General features: G+C 70.1%; 15 protein-coding genes. 8 read left to right on the forward strand and 7 right to left on the reverse strand.

The window, feature by feature from the left end; genetic code table 11:
• The first annotated feature begins 12 nt into the window (after positions 1 to 12).
• Positions 13 to 1323 (forward strand): ThuA domain-containing protein, encoded by a 1311-nt coding sequence (locus tag ACIP79_RS26645; RefSeq protein ID WP_401227184.1) that lies wholly within the window; start codon positions 13 to 15, stop codon positions 1321 to 1323.
• 77 nt (positions 1324 to 1400) lie between these two features.
• On the opposite strand, the gene ACIP79_RS26650 is transcribed toward ACIP79_RS26645, so the two are convergent.
• The gene (locus ACIP79_RS26650) at positions 1401 to 2234 is read right to left on the reverse strand and encodes a DUF1206 domain-containing protein (RefSeq protein ID WP_401227185.1); all 834 of its coding nucleotides are present in this window, start codon (positions 2232 to 2234) and stop codon (positions 1401 to 1403) included.
• A gap of 164 nt (positions 2235 to 2398) precedes the next feature.
• On the opposite strand from ACIP79_RS26650, the gene ACIP79_RS26655 reads away from it, so the two are divergent.
• The 5 genes from ACIP79_RS26655 (at position 2399) to ACIP79_RS26675 (ending at position 7270) form a co-directional block, all read left to right on the forward strand.
• The gene (locus ACIP79_RS26655; protein WP_401227187.1) at positions 2399 to 3322 is read left to right on the forward strand and encodes a MurR/RpiR family transcriptional regulator; all 924 of its coding nucleotides are present in this window, start codon (positions 2399 to 2401) and stop codon (positions 3320 to 3322) included.
• Positions 3323 to 3570: 248 nt separating this feature from the next.
• Positions 3571 to 3951 carry a hypothetical protein gene (locus tag ACIP79_RS26660; protein WP_383690405.1) on the forward strand — a complete coding sequence of 127 codons (381 nt, stop codon included), beginning with the start codon at positions 3571 to 3573 and terminating at the stop codon, positions 3949 to 3951.
• 85 nt (positions 3952 to 4036) lie between these two features.
• The gene (locus ACIP79_RS26665) at positions 4037 to 4348 is read left to right on the forward strand and encodes a YkvA family protein (RefSeq protein WP_383690404.1); all 312 of its coding nucleotides are present in this window, start codon (positions 4037 to 4039) and stop codon (positions 4346 to 4348) included.
• 74 nt (positions 4349 to 4422) lie between these two features.
• Complete coding sequence (locus ACIP79_RS26670) at positions 4423 to 5853, forward strand: CAP domain-containing protein (RefSeq protein WP_401227190.1); 1431 nt, start codon at positions 4423 to 4425, stop codon at positions 5851 to 5853.
• A gap of 172 nt (positions 5854 to 6025) precedes the next feature.
• Positions 6026 to 7270, forward strand: coding sequence for a serine hydrolase domain-containing protein (locus tag ACIP79_RS26675; protein ID WP_401227191.1), 1245 nt, complete (start codon positions 6026 to 6028; stop codon positions 7268 to 7270).
• An 18-nt stretch (positions 7271 to 7288) separates the two neighbouring features.
• Here ACIP79_RS26675 and ACIP79_RS26680 read toward each other — a convergent pair whose 3' ends face one another.
• From ACIP79_RS26680 to ACIP79_RS26690, 3 genes are all read right to left on the reverse strand, one after another.
• Positions 7289 to 9634 carry a glycoside hydrolase family 65 protein gene (locus ACIP79_RS26680; protein WP_401227192.1) on the reverse strand — a complete coding sequence of 782 codons (2346 nt, stop codon included), beginning with the start codon at positions 9632 to 9634 and terminating at the stop codon, positions 7289 to 7291.
• A complete protein-coding gene (locus ACIP79_RS26685; RefSeq protein WP_401227194.1) occupies positions 9631 to 10371 on the reverse strand; it encodes an HAD family hydrolase in 741 nt (246 codons plus the stop codon). Before ACIP79_RS26685 ends, ACIP79_RS26680 begins: the two co-directional genes overlap by 4 nt.
• A gap of 76 nt (positions 10372 to 10447) precedes the next feature.
• Positions 10448 to 10600 carry a hypothetical protein gene (locus ACIP79_RS26690; RefSeq protein ID WP_401227195.1) on the reverse strand — a complete coding sequence of 51 codons (153 nt, stop codon included), beginning with the start codon at positions 10598 to 10600 and terminating at the stop codon, positions 10448 to 10450.
• 146 nt (positions 10601 to 10746) lie between these two features.
• Between ACIP79_RS26690 and ACIP79_RS26695 the strand changes: the two genes are divergently transcribed.
• Positions 10747 to 10926, forward strand: a complete 180-nt coding sequence (locus ACIP79_RS26695) for a hypothetical protein (RefSeq protein ID WP_401227196.1) — start codon at positions 10747 to 10749, stop codon at positions 10924 to 10926.
• Positions 10923 to 11582 (forward strand): nucleoside/nucleotide kinase family protein, encoded by a 660-nt coding sequence (locus tag ACIP79_RS26700; protein WP_401227197.1) that lies wholly within the window; start codon positions 10923 to 10925, stop codon positions 11580 to 11582. The genes ACIP79_RS26695 and ACIP79_RS26700 overlap by 4 nt, the downstream gene beginning before the upstream one ends.
• Here the strand turns inward: ACIP79_RS26700 and ACIP79_RS26705 are convergent.
• The 3 genes from ACIP79_RS26705 to ACIP79_RS26715 are packed head-to-tail and all read right to left on the reverse strand — an operon-like array spanning position 11569 to position 15288.
• On the reverse strand, positions 11569 to 13401 hold the full coding sequence (locus tag ACIP79_RS26705; protein ID WP_401227198.1) for a hypothetical protein: 1833 nt from the start codon (positions 13399 to 13401) through the stop codon (positions 11569 to 11571). The two genes, ACIP79_RS26700 and ACIP79_RS26705, sit on opposite strands and share 14 nt — an antisense overlap.
• Positions 13402 to 13405: 4 nt before the next feature.
• The gene (locus tag ACIP79_RS26710) at positions 13406 to 14293 is read right to left on the reverse strand and encodes a carbohydrate ABC transporter permease (RefSeq protein ID WP_401227200.1); all 888 of its coding nucleotides are present in this window, start codon (positions 14291 to 14293) and stop codon (positions 13406 to 13408) included.
• Between the two features lie 17 nt (positions 14294 to 14310).
• Complete coding sequence (locus ACIP79_RS26715) at positions 14311 to 15288, reverse strand: carbohydrate ABC transporter permease (RefSeq protein WP_401227358.1); 978 nt, start codon at positions 15286 to 15288, stop codon at positions 14311 to 14313.
• Between the last annotated feature and the right edge of the window lie 17 nt (positions 15289 to 15305).

Below are 15305 nucleotides of genomic sequence, written 5' to 3' on the forward strand. Positions count from 1 at the left end.
GAAGGGATCGTCATGCACATCAGCAGATCCGGTCCGGCTCGTGCGGCCCTGAGGGTGCTGCTCCTGCTGGCGACGGTGCTCGGCCTCGCGGCGCCACCCGCCGCGCAGGCGAGCACCGCCGCCCAGGGGAGCACCGCGGCGGCGCCTTTCAAGGTGCTGGCCCTCTACAGCGGAACCTGGGACGCCGCGCACATCGACTTCGTGAAGGACGCGAACGACTGGTTCCCCAGGCAGGCCGCGGCGAACGGCTTCACCTACACGGCCAGCAACAACTGGGACCTGCTCGCCAACGGCGGCGTCAACGCCTACCAGGTCGTGCTGTTCCTCGACGACTCGCCGCAGACGTCCGCCCAACGCGCCGGGTTCGAGGCGTACATGCGCGGCGGCGGCGCCTGGCTCGGCTTCCATGTCTCGGCGTTCACGACCAACGCGTCGGCGTGGCCGTGGTACCACAACACGTTCCTCGGAAGCGGCAACTTCGCGACGAACACCTGGGGTCCCACGACAGCCGTGCTGAAGGTGGAGGACCGTACGCAGCCGTCGACGAAGAACCTGCCTGCCGCGTTCACCTCGTCCGTCAGCGAGTGGTACAGCTGGTCCAACGACCTGCGACAGAACCCGAACATCAAGGTCCTGGCCTCGGTCGACCCCAGCAGCTTCCCGCTGGGCACGGACCCCGACCAGAGCTGGTACAGCGGCTATTACCCGATCGTCTGGACCAACACCCAGTACAAGATGCTGTACGCGAACTTCGGCCACAACGCGATGAACTACACGACCAACACGCGGTTGTCGTCGACGTTCGCGAGCGCGACGCAGAACCAGTTCGTGCTGGACGGGCTCAAGTGGCTCGGCGGGGCGGACACGTCGACCCCTCCGGCCGACTCGATCTCGGAGACCGCCTGGTACTCGCTGTCGAACGTGGGCAACGGCACCTGTGTGGACGCCCGTTCGGCCGCCACGGCGAACGGGACCGCGATCCAGCAGTACGCCTGCAACGGCACGCAGGCGCAGCAGTTCCAGTTCCGCTCGACGGACAGCGGGTACCGGCAGGCCGCCATCCGCAGCGCTCCGCAGCAGGTCATCGACGTGACCGGCGTCTCCGCCGCCGACAACGCGCCGCTGCAGCTGTGGAGTTACTCGGGCGGCCAGAACCAGCAGTGGCTGCCGGTGAAGGAGAGCACCGGGCGTTACCACTTCACGGCGCGCCACAGCGGCAAGTGCCTGACCGCGGCCGGCGCGGCGACGAACAGCGTGCAGCTCACCCAGCGCGCGTGTGACGGCTCGACCGCGCAGAGCTTCACGCTCACCGCACAGCCCTGACCGAGCCGTACGTAAGGGTGCCCCCGCCGCGATCCAGCGGCGGGGGCACCCTCATGACCGGGGGCGGGATGCCGTACTCACACCTTGCGCCACCGCGCCATCGCCCAGGAGAACACCCCGAACAGGACGAGGCCCGCGGCGACAACGGCCAGCAGCCAGGGGCCGGCCGGGGTCTCGGCGAAGGACCGGAGCGTGTCGTCCATCCCCTTGGCCTTGTCGGGCTTGTAGTCGATCGCGGCCCGTACCGCGAAGACCCCCGCCGCCGCGAACACCGCGCCGCGCGCCACTCCGCCGCCCACTCCGGCGACGTCGACCGCCTGACGTGCGCGCCGCGACATCTCACCGAGCTTCAGGTGCTTGTGGTACTTGCGCATCACGGCCCGAACGGCGATCCAGACGCCGGCCGCGACCAGGGCCGCCCCGCCGGCGCCGACTATCCACTGGCCCGCGGGCCATTCCAAAGCCTTCGCCGTGACGTCCCGGGACTGGTCGTCGCTGGAGCCCGATCCACCGGAACCCGCGGCGAAGGCGAGGACGGAGTAGGCGACGAAGCCGTAGAAGACGAAGCGCGCGGCGGACATCAGCCGCTTCTTAGCCTTGCCTCCGTCGGGCCCGGCCGCGCCGAAGAGCGCCTCGGACAGGCGCCACAGCGCCATGCAGACGAGTCCGGCACCGAGTGCCCACAACAGGACGGCCCCGAAGGGCTTCGAGGAGATCTCCTCCAGCGCACCGCTCCGGTCGGCCTCAGGCCCGCTGTCCCCGAAGGCGATCCGCAGGGCCAGTACACCCACCAGCGCGTAGATCACACCGCGTGCGACCAGTCCAGCCCTGGCCGCGCCCTCCCGTGCCGTGCCCGTCGCGGCGTTACGCGCACGGAGCCGACCCTTCCGGACCATCGCACCGTTACTCATCTGAGAAATCCGCCTTCGAGCAGGCAACTTGTGGTGTTGCGCGGGTTACCCCGAAGCCGTTCTTGAAACGGAAACCACGCGTGTGACCTCCGCCGCCGTCCACCGGGGCGGCCACTGACCGTGAGCTATGTTGAGTGCTTGTGGGACACGAAGGAGGCACATCCGTGCCATCGCCGCAGCAGGCACGCGCACAGGCATCCGCGATCACCTCGGGGAAGACGGCCCCGGAGGCGGGCGCCGCTCCCACGTCCCAGCTCAGAGAGCTGTTCGACGGGCCCCGGCTCTCCCCCGGACAGCGCCGGATCGCCCAGTACCTGATCGAGCACATCACCGAGGCGGCGTTCCTGTCGATCACCGACCTCGCCGAACGCGTGGGCGTCAGTCAGCCCTCCGTGACCCGTTTCGCCGCGGCGGTCGGCTTCAGCGGTTACCCCGCGCTACGGGAGACGCTCCAGTCCATCGCGCTCAGCACCCTCGGCAGCACGCCGGGCACCGCCGCGGAGGCCACGAGCAACGAACTCCAGGCCGCGGTGGACGCCGAGATCCAGAACCTGGAGAACCTGCGCCGGGACTTCGCCGATCCCGACCAGGTGATCCGGGTCGGCCGGGCCCTGTCGAAATCGACGCCGCTGACGGTCCTTGGCCTGCGGATCTCCGTGTCGCTGGCCGAGTACTTCGCGTACGCCGCGCGGCGTATCCACCCGGATGTGCGGCTGGTGACCCGGGGCGGCAGCGTCGCCTACGACGCGCTGCTCCAGTCCCGGGCGGCGGGCGGCACCTGGGTGCTGGCCTTCGACATGCCCCGGCACGCCCAGGAGACGCTTACCGCGGTACGGGTGGCGCGCAGCGCGGGCCTGCGGGTGGCCCTGATCACCGACCTGGCGCTCGGCCCGGTGGCCGACGAGGCGGACGTCACCTTCGCCACGGGCACCGGATCGCGGCTGGTCTTCGACTCCTACGCGGCGCCGGTCGTGATGTCGGCGGCGCTGCTCCAGGCCATGACCGACGACGATCCGGAGCGGACCCAAGCCCGCCTGGAGGAGTACGAGCAGGTCGCCGACGAGCACCAGTTCTTCCTCAGGGACTGAGGAATCACCCCGGGGTTTCCCCACTCCTTCCTATACCGCCACATCTGTGGATTGTTCACACGAAATACAGCATGAATGTTTTCATGTTCTTGCGTATCCGGCGGTATATATAAATACTTCTCGAGTCCACCCGGGCCCCCTGCTCCTACCCGCTCCGGGTCCCTGGTGGCCGCGGTGGCGGCCCCGGCCATCCCCTAGGCCGGGGCCGCCCCCAACTCCCCCGCCGACGTGACCCGGAAGCGACGAACATGGCCCTGACGACGTACTCCCCGATCACCTCGGACTGGCCGTGCCAGGTCAAGACTCCCGGCAGCTTCGACTGGGAGCGATCGGCGGTCAGATGGCTGCGTGAGCTGGTGCCGGCCCGCTACGCCAGCTACCCCACGCTGATCAAGCACCCGGTACTGCTGGCCCGCCACGCGCAGATCCAGGTGCAGCACGAGATCCGTGTCGCCCGCACCGCACTCCAGACCGCCCGCGCCGAACTGCCCGCGCTCGGTCTGCACGAGGGAGTCATCGAACACACCATCAAGCTGTACGCGGCGGAGGTACTCCAGCTCCAGCACATCGCCCGCAGCATCCGTGCCGTCAGCCAGGCGCTCGTCGACAACCACGTACCGCGGAGTTGAGTCCGGCCCGATCCGGTGCGGTAGGAAGGGTCTGAGCGGGAACACGTGAGGCAGCAACGGCCCGCCGAGAGCCCTGGACGGACACATGGATTCCACGACCTGGACGGTCATCGTCATCGTCGCGATCCTGGGTGCCGTCGCACTCGGCCTCGCGATCTCCCTGCTGGTCAGGCTCGTCCGCGCCCGCAGCGAGCTGCGCCGGGCAGGGCTGCCGTCCGGCCCCCGCTGGGTCTTCTGGGGCGCCGTCGCCTATCTCGTGCTGCCGACCGATCTGCTGCCCGATCCCATCTACCTGGACGACATCGGCGTACTGCTGATGGCCCTGCGGTCCATGCGGCCCTCGGCGGGTGACCGCGCGGCCCTCGACGGGAACCCGGGCGCACCGACGAAGCGTTGACCGTCCGACGGCCCTCGGCGTGAATGCCCTCGTCGAAGGCCGTTTTCGGATCGCTACGTCGACGGGGCGGCACCATGACCGAGTTGGTTCCCGGGGGCAATGTGCCCCTTCCCGGCGACGTCCTGACTCTCCGGGTGCCGGGCCCCTTCGACGTCTCCGCGCTGATCACGGATGACGGCGGGAAGGTCCGTGGCGACAGCGACTTCGTTTTCTACAACCAGCCGAGCGCGTCCGGCGCCCGGCTCCAGGGCCAGGAGCTCGTCATCGATCCCCGCGGGCTGAGGCCAGGAGCCGGCCGCGTCACGGTGGTCGTCAGCTCCGCCGACCCCGCCACGCCCCTGGCGCGACTGCCCGCACCCACGCTGTACGTGACGGGACCGGGCTCGCACACCCTCGCCCGCTTCACTCCGTCGCGCCCCCAGCGGGAGACCGTGCTGCTGCTCGCCGAGATCTACCGGCGCGGCGGCGGGTGGAAACTGCGCGCGCTGGGCCAGGGGTACGCGGACGGACTCGCGGGCCTGGCCAGGGACTTCGGGGTCGATGTCGCCGAGGACACCGCGCCGGGCGGCGTGCCCCACGGGAACGGGCCGACCGGACGGGTGAACACCGCATCGCACGGCGGCGGGCCCGGCAGCCGGACGGCCTCCGCACCACAGGCCCGCGGACCGGCCGGCCGGTCCACCTACGCACCGCGGACCCACGGACCAGCCGGCGGTGCGGCCTCCGAACCCGCCCCAGACGGATTCCTCGGCCTGGTGAACTCCGCACGCGCACGGGCCGGTTCGCCGCCCGTCTCCCTCGACGCGCGGCTGACGTCCGCCGCGCGTGCCCACGCCGGTGTGATGGCCGCTCGCGGCGCCCTCGGTGCCGAGGGGCCGGACGGCACCTCCGTGTACCAGCGCGTCACGGCGGCCGGATACGCGTATCTCACCATCGGCGAACACCTGGTCTCCGGCCCGCGCACACCGGGCGACTTCGTGAAGTACTGCCTGTCGTCCGAGCAGACCCGGCGCACGCTGTGCGAGCCCGCGTTCGACCAGGCCGGTCTCGCGTACGTGGCCGACCGCTCCGGCCACCTGTACTGGACGGCGCTGTGGGCGCGGCCCTTCAGCCAGGGCGGCCTGGCGCGGACGGCGAGCGAGGTCGTCGCGCTCACCAACGCCGAACGCACCGCGGCGGGACTGCGGCCCCTGTCGGTCGACCCGCTGCTGGCCGACGCGGCGCAGAGGCACAGCGACGACATGGTGGCCCGCGCGTTCTACTCCCACACCTCCCCCGGGGGCGCCCAGCCCTGGGACCGTGCCGCCGCCGCGGGCAGCACCCGGCGCACCATCGGGGAGAACATCGCCTGCGGCCAGCGCTCCCCGGCCGAGGTCGTCCTCGGCTGGATGAACAGCCCCGGCCATCGCGCCAACATCCTCAAACCCGCCTTCACCCACATCGGAACGGGCCTGGCCGGAGGCGGTAAGGCGGGCACCTACTGGACGCAGCTCTTCGGCGCCTGACCCTCCCGATTGCGCCAACTCACCGCTTTCGAGGCACCTTTTTCCGATTTCTCCAGCGGCGATGCAACCCGTGTGACCTCTGGTGCGTAGAAAGAGTTGCGGCGTTCGCATCCGCGGCGCTGTTCGAGCCGGAGTTGCGCACCGGCAGAAACAACTCGGGAGAAGAATTCAGATGGTCTCAGGAACGGTCGGCATGGGTACGGCACTGGGCGCGGTTCTGGTGTCCCTCCTGGCAGTGCCCGCACAGGCGGCCCCCGCGGGCGCCGAGCGTGAAGCGGGCGTCGCCGCAGAGGAGTTGGCGGCACCGGACGACGCGGGGCTGCGCCAGGTGCTGCGTACGGCGCTGACCCAGGGGGCACCCGGCGCGATGGTGCGGGTGGACGACAACGGCACCGTCCACCGGCTGTCCGAGGGAGACGCCGACCGGGTCACCGGGCGTGCCCTGAACACCGCCGACCGGTTCCGCGTCGGCAGCGTGAGCAAGAGCTTCACGGCCGTGGTGCTGCTGCAACTGGTCGACGAGGGCAAGCTCGACCTGGACACCTCGGTGAACAGCTACCTTCCGGGGCTGCTGCCCGACGACCGGATCACCGTCCGCCACCTGATGAGCCACCGCAGCGGTCTGTACGACTACACGAACGACATGTTCGCGCAGACCGTCCCGGGCTTCGAGTCCGTCCGCAACAAGGTGTTCAGCTACCAGGAACTGGTGGACCTGTCCCTGGCGAAGCCGCTCAACAACGCGCCGGGCGCCGCCTATTCGTACTCCAACACCAACTTCGTCGTCGGCGGCATGCTCATCGAGAAGCTCACCGGCAAGTCCGTCCGCACGGAGTACCAGAAGCGCATCATCAAGCCGCTGAAGCTGAGCAGCACCTCGTACGTCCACCCGGACACCGCGATCGCCGGCCGGCACGCCAACGGCTACCTCCCGGACGACGATCCCGCCCTCCCGATGGTCGACGCCACCGAGCAGACGGTCTCCTGGGCGCAGAGCGCGGGCGCGGTCATCTCCAGCACCCGTGACCTCAACACCTTCTTCTCCGCGCTGCTCGGCGGAAGGCTCATGTCCGCCGGGCAGCTCGCGCAGATGCAGCAGTGGACGCCGGTCAACAGCACCCAGGGCTACGGCCTCGGTCTGCGCCGCCGCGACCTGTCCTGCGGGGTGTCCGTCTACGGTCACACGGGCACCGTCCAGGGCTACTACACGTACGCGTTCACCTCGAAGGACGGCAAGCGCAGCGTCACCGCACTCGCCAACACCTCGAACAACGGCACGGTGCTGACCACGATGGCCGGCACCCTGGAGTCCGCGTTCTGCGGTAAGCCGCAGACCACGGCCGCCGCGCGCAGCACGGCGGCCGCCCAGCCGGTGGAGCGGTACGAGGACGTCGCGCCGAGCATCGCCCGCGACTGACGTCCGGGACCCCGCGCCTCACCCCTGACTGTTCGGCCGCCGGTGCGGCGGCTGGTCGGGGGCGGGGCGCAGCCTGGGAGCCGGGATCGGCAGGCTGTGGGGCTTGTCGGCGTCGACGGTGACGGTCTCGCGGTAGTGGCGGATCTCCAGGGGTTCGCCGCTCAGGATCGTGTACGTCGCGCTGGCGGGGGCGATCTCCACGCGCAGGCGGCGGCCCAGGAGTTCCAGGTTGAAGGCGAGCCGGTGGAACCGCTCCGGCAGCCGGGGCTTGAACTCCAGGGTGCCGCCGTGGTGGCGCAGGCCGCCGAACCCGGCGACCAGGGCCATCCAGGTGCCGGCGAGCGAGGCGATGTGCAGGCCGTCCCGGGTGTTGTTCTCCAGGTCCCGCAGGTCCATCAGCGCGGCTTCCACCAGGTAGTCGTAGGCGAGCCCCGGATGTCCGGCCTCGGCCGCGATCACGGCCTGGCAGCAGGCGGACAGGGAGGAGTCGCGGACGGTGAGGGGCTCGTAGTAGGCGAAGTTGCGGGCCTTGTGCTCGTCGTCGAAGTAGGGGCTGCACTTGTACATGGCGAGCACCAGGTCCGCCTGTTTGACGACCTGCTTGCGGTAGATGTCGAAGTAGGGGAAGTGCAGCATCAGCGGGTACTGGTCGGGGCGGGTGGCGGCGAAGTCCCAGCGCTGGTAGCGGGTGAACCCCGCGTTCTGTTCGTGCACCCCGAGTTCGTGGTTGTAGGGGACGTGCATGGCCCCCGCGGCGTCGCGCCAGGCGGCGCTCTCCTCGTCGTCGACGCCGAGCGCCGCCGCCTGGCGCGGGTGCCGCTCGACGACGTCCGCGGCGGCCAGGAGGTTCGCCCGGGCCATCAGGTTGGTGTACGTGTTGTCGTCGGCGACGGCGCTGTACTCGTCGGGACCCGTCACCCCGTCGATGTGGAAACCGCCCTGGTGGTCGTGGTGTCCGAGGGAGCGCCACAGACGGGCCGTCTCCACCAGCAGTTCGACCCCGGTGTCGCGTTCGAAGCGCTTGTCGCCGGTGACGGTCGTGTAGTGCACGACGGCGTCGGCGATGTCGGCGTTGACGTGGAACGCGGCGGTCCCGGCCGGCCAGTACGCCGAGCCCTCCTCGCCGGCGATGGTCCGCCAGGGGAACGCGGCCCCGCGCAGGCCCAGTTGGGTGGCGCGCTCGCGGGCGGCGGGCAGGGTGCTCTGGCGCCAGCGCAGCGCCTCGGCGACCGCGCCGGGCGCGGTGTAGGTGAGCAGCGGAAGCACGAAGGTCTCGGTGTCCCAGAAGGCGTGCCCGTCATAGCCGGATCCGGTGAGTCCCTTCGCCGGTATCGCGCGCTGTTCGGCGCGGGCCCCGGCCTGCAGGACGTGGAAGAGCGCGAACCGTACGGCCTGCTGGATCTCCTCGTCGCCGTCCACCTCGACGTCCGCGCGCGCCCAGAAGTCGTCCAGGTAGGCACGCTGTTCGTCGACGAGACCCTGCCAGCCGCCGTGCTGGGCGGAGGCGAGCGCCGCGTCGGCCTGGGCCCGCAGCGCGGGCAGGGACCGGGTGCTCGACCAGCCGTAGGAGACGAGCTTCTCCACGTGCAGTTTCTGGCCGGGGTCCAGCACGGAGGTGACGGTGAGGCGGGCGACGTCGCTGCTGCTCTCGCTGCTCGTGGTGGTGGGTTCGGGTCCCGTCACGACGTGGTCGGCGGCGGTGGCGACCCGCAGTCCGCTGCGCCGGGTGCGGTGCACGAGCTTGAGGCGGCCGTCCTCCGCGAAGTGCTCCTCCCCCTCCAGCGGCGACTCCAGGACGATCGCGGCCCGCGGATCGCCGTTGCGGCCCGGCAGTTGTTCGTTGGCGACCAGTTCCGACTGGACCACGACACGGACGCGGGAGTCGACGGCCTCCACCTCGTAGGAGACGGCGGCGATCGCGCGCTGGGTGAAGGACACCAGCCGGGTGGAGCGGACGCGGACGGTGTCGCCCGCCGGTGAGGTCCATTCGCAGGTCCGGGTGAGCAGACCGGTGCGCAGGTCCAGGACGCGCTGGTGGGAGCGGAGCCGTCCGTAGCGCAGGTCGAACGGCTCGTCGTCGACGAGCAGCCGGATGACCTTGCCGTTGGTGACGTTGATGACCGTCTGGCCGGACTCCGGGTAGCCGTACCCGGCTTCGGCGTACGGCAGCGGGTGGACCTCGTGGACACCGTTGAGGTAGGAGCCGGGAAGGCCGTGCGGTTCGCCCTCGTCGAGGTTTCCGCGCCAGCCGACATGGCCGTTGGAGAGCGCGAACACCGACTCGCTCTGCGGCAGTACGTCCAGGTTGAGGACGTGCTCGCGCAACGTCCACGGTTCGACGGCGTACGACGTGTGAGTGATCACGCGCTCTCCCCCAGTTCCGCGAGATCCTGTACGACGATGTCCGCGCCGTGCGCGCGCAGTTCGGCGCTCTGGCCGACGCGGTCGATCCCGACGACGTATCCGAAGTGGCCCGAGCGGCCCGCGTCCATGCCGGCCAGCGCGTCCTCGAAGACGGCGGCCTGCGACGCTTCAACCCCGAGGTCGCGGGCGGCGGCCAGGAAGGTGTCGGGGCGCGGCTTGCCGGGCAGGCCGCGTTCGGTGGCGACCACGCCGTCGATCCTGACCTCGAACAGGGCCTCGGCTCCCACCGCGCGCAGAATGTCACGGCAGTTGGTGCTGGAGGAGACGACCGCGGTCCGCAGGCCACTGGCCCGGACCTTCTCGACATAGCGCAGCGTGCCGTCGTACGCCTCGACGCCGCCGCTGCGGATCAGTTCCAGGAGCAGGCTGTTCTTGCGGTTGCCGAGGCCCTGGACGGTCTCCTCGTCCGGCGAGTCGTCGGGTTTCCCCTCGGGGAGTTCGACGGCGCGGGAGGCGAGGAAGGCGCGGACGCCGTCGGCGCGTGGGCGTCCGTCCACGTAGGCGTTGTAGTCGGCGTCTTCGAAGGGTCGGAAGCCCTCGCCGTCTCGGCGGTGCAGGAACTCGTCGAACGTCCGCTTCCAGGCGGCCGCGTGGACGACGGCGGTCTTGGTGATGACCCCGTCGAGATCGAAGAGGCAGGCCTGGATTTCCTCGGGAAGACCGAGCTGCTCTGTCATACGGGCAGTGTGCCCCGATCGGCCGCGCCCACGGGGTGGCGCACGCCACACGTTTCCGGCCCGGCGGACGGGTGACTTAGGACTTCTTCAGGTCCGCGCGGTAGGCGCGGTACAGCGCCGCGCCGGCGTCGCAACGTCTCGGCGGGGTGCCGCACTTCTGGCAGCCGAGCAGATGGTCGAAGTACAGCCGGTAGCTGTGGGGGGCGAGCGTGGGGCCCTGCTGCGACATGGTGTTCTCCCCGTGCGTGGCCGCTGCCGTGCCAGATATTGACCAGAATTCAACAGTCGCGTCAGCATAAGCCGAATCCACCGCCGATCGGCTCCGGGCGCCGCGTGACTGGCCGGAATTCACCTTCTGGCCGGGATACTGAAGTCATGGAATTCGCCGTCTTCACGCCCCTGCCCGGACCGGTCATTTCGCGGACCCCGCCAGTGTTCCTCGACCAGGTGCCGATGGAGGCGGACGGCGCACCGCCGAACCGGACGACGGTCGGTCCGAGAGGCCGGACGGCGGTCGTCCGGATGCCGCGCACCGCACGGCCGGAGCGCCCGTGACCCTCGGCGAGCCGCGTGACCTCACCGGCCTCCTCAAGCGGGCCGCCTCCCTCGTATGTCCCGGGCACCGCGCCCTCCTCGGCATCGCCGGCAGCCCGGGATCGGGCAAGACCACGCTCGCCGAGCGGCTGGTCCGGGAGCTGAACGGGGACGGGCCCGCCTGGGCCGCCCAGGTGCCGATGGACGGGTTCCATCTGGCGGACGTCGAGCTGGACCGGCTGGGCCGCCGCGACCGCAAGGGCGCGCCCGACACGTTCGACGCGGCGGGATACGCGGCGCTGCTCCGCCGGCTGCGGGAGGACGAGGAGGACCTGGTCTACGCGCCCGGCTTCGAACGCACCCTGGAACAGCCCCTCGCCGCCGCCGTCCCCGTGCCCCGCACCGCCCGCCTGATCATCACCGAGGGCAACTACCTCCTCCTCCGCGACGCCGCCTGGACCCGGGTGCGCTGCCAGCTCGACGAGGTCTGGTTCCGCGAACTCGACGAAGCCGAGCGCCTGCGCCGTCTCGTTGCCCGGCACGAAGAGTTCGGCAAGGACCACGAGACGGCCCTGGCCTGGGTGCTCGGCACGGACCAGCGCAACGCCGACCTGGTCGCCGCGACCCGGGACCGCGCGGACCTGGTGGTCGGGGAGGCGGTGTTCAGCGGGGAGTGAGCTCCAGTTCCGGTTCCCCGTGGGTGTCGCCCGCGGGGTCTCCCATCAGGGCGGTGAACGCCTCGGTGCGGACCGTGAGTCCTGCCGGGGTGGACTCGAAGGACGGGGCGAAGGGGCCGCCGGGTCCGTAGCGGACGGCGAAGACGTGCTGTTCCTCCGGTGCGCCGGGCGCCGGGTCCGCTTCGAGGGCGGAGGAGGTGACGAGGCGGCGCCAGCCGTCGTCCGGGTTGCCGTAGCCGCGCGGGTCGGCCGCCAGCGCGAAGGCCGCCTGTTCCTGGGTCCGCTCCGCGCGTGTGTCGAAGTGGTCCACGCTCTCCGTCGGCGGGTGGGTCAGGCGCAGGTCGCCCGCCGAGACCACGTCGGCCTCCGCGGTCCTGCGCACGCGGTCGCCGTCGTCGGCCGCGTACGGCATCCCGGCCAGCAGGTACGGCGTCCCGTCGAGCCGTTCCACGGCGACGGTCACCCACAGGCTGGTGCCGTCCGTGACGTACAGGGACCGGACGTGGCGCAGGACGTGGTCGCGGCCGACGACCGGCTTGGTGACGAGCTTGGCCGTCAGCGCGTCGGTACGGAGGTCGCGCACCCGGGTCTCGCCCATCGGGCGGCACAGCAGGAAACCGTCGGTGACCGGGCCGAAGCCGTGCTGCCGGTCGACGGCCGCGGGCAGGTAGTACGTGCCCGCTGCCTCGATCAGTGACGGAGTCATGCTGTCCTCGAAGGCCACCGAGACGGTGCCCGCGCGGAGTTGGTGCCGCAGGGGGTCCTTGGAGGGGTCGCGGTGCCAGGGTGTGGTGTCCTGGATCTGCCAGCACAGCATGAAGGCGAAGTGGCCGTCGATGCCGCCGTCCCGCTGGACCGCGTGCCGGCCCCAGCGGGTGTCGCCCCGGTAGCGGCCGAGGTCGGCGCCGATCCGCCGGCCGAAGTAGCGCAGCCCGAGGACGGACTCGAACCCGGAGTGCTGTTCGCTGTAGCGCGGGCCGCCGTTGTCGAAGCCGCCGACGGTCAGCCGGGCGTCGATGTAGCGGGCGAGCGCGTCACCGTCCTCGGCGAAGATCTCCTCGCCGCTGACGAGGTGCGCGCGGGCGAGGAAGGAGAGGGAGATCGGGCCGTAGTTGTTGTCGTACGCGCCGCCGTGCTCCGGGGGCAGCAGGGCACCCCGGCCGCGCACGCGACGAGCCCGGATCTCGTCGACGTACAGGCCGATCGCCTTCGCGCGGATCGGCTCCCCCTCCTCGGAGGGGAGATGGCGAGCGAGTTGCAACCCGCCGACCACGCAGCCGATGGCCTGGTTGCCGGCCTCCTGCGGGTTGAAGAAGGTCGCCTCCGTCAGCCACTTCCAGTAGCCGCTCGCCAACTCCCGCAGCTCATGGACCTGTTCGTCGTCGATGAGGCCGTCGGCCGCGTCCAGGACGTTGACCGCCTGGAGCAGCGCCCACACCGTGCTCGGCCAGTCGCCGATGGGATGGGCGCCCGCGTCCAGGACGTAACGGGCGTACGGCAGACCGGAGTCGCGCGACCGCAGGTTCGGGTAGCCGGGGTTGTCCTCGGTGAACACCCGCTCACGGAGGTGGAAGGCGAGGCTGCGCCGCACCGCCTCCGGCAGCCGCGGGTCCTTGGTGCGCTGCCAGGCGAGGGCGAGCAGGGAGGTGATGCCCAGGGAGGTGTCGCCGATGTCGTCGCGGGCGGCGGGGTGTTCGAGGCCGCCTTCCGGGGTGAGGCGGGTGAGGGCCTCCTCGGTGACGCCGGCGAGGACGGCGTCGTACGCGGCGGGGTCGTCCGGAAGGTCGTGCAACGGGCCGCGCTGGTGCGGGAGATGCATGGTGTCAGCCCTTCATGCCGGAGGTCGCCAGGCCTTCTACCAGCCTCTTCTGGAAGATGAGGAAGCATATGAGCGTCGGCAGGAGGGCGAGTGTCGACATGGCGAACATCGCGCCATAGGAGGAGCCGCTGGTCTGGTCCATGAACAGGGTCAGGCCGAGAGGCACGGTGAAGCGGTCGTTCTGCTGGAGGTAGACGAGCTGGTGGAGGAAGTCGTCGTACGTCCAGATGAAGGTGAAGATGGTCGTGGTGATCAGCGCCGGTTTCATCAACGGCAGGATGATCTTCCAGTAGATCTGGAAGGGGTTGGCGCCGTCCATCATGGCCGCGTGGTCGAGCTCACGCGGGATGGAGCGGATGAACTGGACCATCAGGAAGATGAAGAACGCGTCCGTGGCCAGGAACTTCGGCACGATGAGCGGCAGATACGTGTTGATCCAGGTCAGGTTGTAGAAGATCGTGTACTGCGGGATCAGGACCGCCTGGGTGGGCAGCATGAGCGTGCCGAGCATCAGGCCGAACCAGATCTTCTTGCCGCGGAACTCGAAGCGCGCGAAGGCGTAGGCGGCCAGCGAGCAGGTGATGACGTTGCCTGTCACCGCGCCGATCGTGACGATCAGCGAGTTGGTGATGTAGAGGGAGAAGGAGTTGCCCGAGCCGCTCCAGCCCTCGGAGTAGTTCTCCGGGCGCAGCGCGTTCGGGATGAGGCCGGGGTGCGTGAAGATCTCGGTGTCGGGCTTGAGCGAGCTGCTGAGCATCCACAGCAGCGGGTAGAGCATGACGACCGCGACACCGATGAGCAGGGTGTGCATGTAGACGCGGCGGGCACCGGTGGCCGAACGCAGCTTCTGGAGCGGCGACTTCGGGGACTGGGCAGGGGTGATGGCGGACATGGGTGGGGACTCCTCGCTCAGTCGTCGTAGTGGACCCAGTAGCGGCTGGCGATGAAGTTGACCGCCGTGAAGCCGGCGATGACCAGGAACAGCACCCAGGCCAACGCGGAGGCGTACCCCATCTGAAGGTCGGTGAAGCCCTTCTTGTACAGGTACAGGGAGTAGAGCATCGTCGAGTTGAGGGGTCCGCCCGAGCCGTTGCTGATCACGAAGGCGGGCGTGAACGTCTTGAACGCGTCGATGATCTGGAGGACGACGTTGAAGAACACGATCGGCGTGAGCAGCGGCAGCGTGATCTTGAAGAACCGGGTGACCGGCGAGGCACCGTCGATGGCGGCCGCCTCATACACGTCCTTGGGCAGTTGTTTCAGACCGGCGAGGAAGATGACCATCGGGGTGCCGAACTGCCAGACGGCCAGCAGGACCAGCGTGTAGAGGGCGGTGTCGGGACTGGATATCCAGTCCTGGCCCTTGATGCCGAACCAGCCGAGGAAGTCGTTGAAGAGGCCGTCGCCGCCGAACACCTGGCGCCACACGATGGCGATGGCCACCGCGCCGCCGAGCAGCGACGGCAGGTAGAAGGCCGCCCGGTAGAGACCGATGCCCTTCAGGTCGCGGTTGAGCAGCATGGCCACGCCGAGCGCGAGCGCCAGTTTCAGCGGCACGGAGACCACGACGTACACGAGCGTGGCGTGCACCGAGTCCCAGAAGACCGGGTCGTCGGCGAACATGTGCTCGTAGTTGCCGGTCCCCACCCACTGCGCCGGTGTCAGCAGGTCGAAGTCGGTGAACGACAGGTACAGCGAGTCGAGCATCGGGTAGATCGTCAGCCCGAACAGGCCGATGAACCAGGGGGCCAGGAAGGCGTACGGCCACCAGCCCCCGCCCCGCCGTCTGGCGAGGCGGCGGCGCATACGCTCACGCTCCCGCTGGTCGGACGGAGTCGCCTCGGCCGGCGTCTCCTTCGCGACCTCGTCGGTCTTGGCGGTGGTCACACTCATCTTCCTGGCCC

It is taken from the genome of Streptomyces sp. NPDC088747 (genome assembly GCF_044751025.1).
Taxonomy (GTDB): domain Bacteria; phylum Actinomycetota; class Actinomycetes; order Streptomycetales; family Streptomycetaceae; genus Streptomyces.

What these genes read in the sequence shown, in the direction of transcription:
- ACIP79_RS26695 (WP_401227196.1), top strand. Translation starts at nt 10,747, where the DNA reads ATGGAATTCGCCGTCTTCACGCCCCTGCCCGGACCGGTCATTTCGCGG.
- ACIP79_RS26665 (WP_383690404.1), top strand. Translation starts at nt 4,037, where the DNA reads ATGGATTCCACGACCTGGACGGTCATCGTCATCGTCGCGATCCTGGGT.
- ACIP79_RS26645 (WP_401227184.1), top strand. Translation starts at nt 13, where the DNA reads ATGCACATCAGCAGATCCGGTCCGGCTCGTGCGGCCCTGAGGGTGCTG.
- ACIP79_RS26675 (WP_401227191.1), top strand. Translation starts at nt 6,026, where the DNA reads ATGGTCTCAGGAACGGTCGGCATGGGTACGGCACTGGGCGCGGTTCTG.
- ACIP79_RS26705 (WP_401227198.1), bottom strand. Translation starts at nt 13,401, where the DNA reads ATGCATCTCCCGCACCAGCGCGGCCCGTTGCACGACCTTCCGGACGAC.
- ACIP79_RS26690 (WP_401227195.1), bottom strand. Translation starts at nt 10,600, where the DNA reads ATGTCGCAGCAGGGCCCCACGCTCGCCCCCCACAGCTACCGGCTGTAC.
- ACIP79_RS26685 (WP_401227194.1), bottom strand. Translation starts at nt 10,371, where the DNA reads ATGACAGAGCAGCTCGGTCTTCCCGAGGAAATCCAGGCCTGCCTCTTC.
- ACIP79_RS26660 (WP_383690405.1), top strand. Translation starts at nt 3,571, where the DNA reads ATGGCCCTGACGACGTACTCCCCGATCACCTCGGACTGGCCGTGCCAG.
- ACIP79_RS26710 (WP_401227200.1), bottom strand. Translation starts at nt 14,293, where the DNA reads ATGTCCGCCATCACCCCTGCCCAGTCCCCGAAGTCGCCGCTCCAGAAG.
- ACIP79_RS26670 (WP_401227190.1), top strand. Translation starts at nt 4,423, where the DNA reads ATGACCGAGTTGGTTCCCGGGGGCAATGTGCCCCTTCCCGGCGACGTC.
- ACIP79_RS26650 (WP_401227185.1), bottom strand. Translation starts at nt 2,234, where the DNA reads ATGAGTAACGGTGCGATGGTCCGGAAGGGTCGGCTCCGTGCGCGTAAC.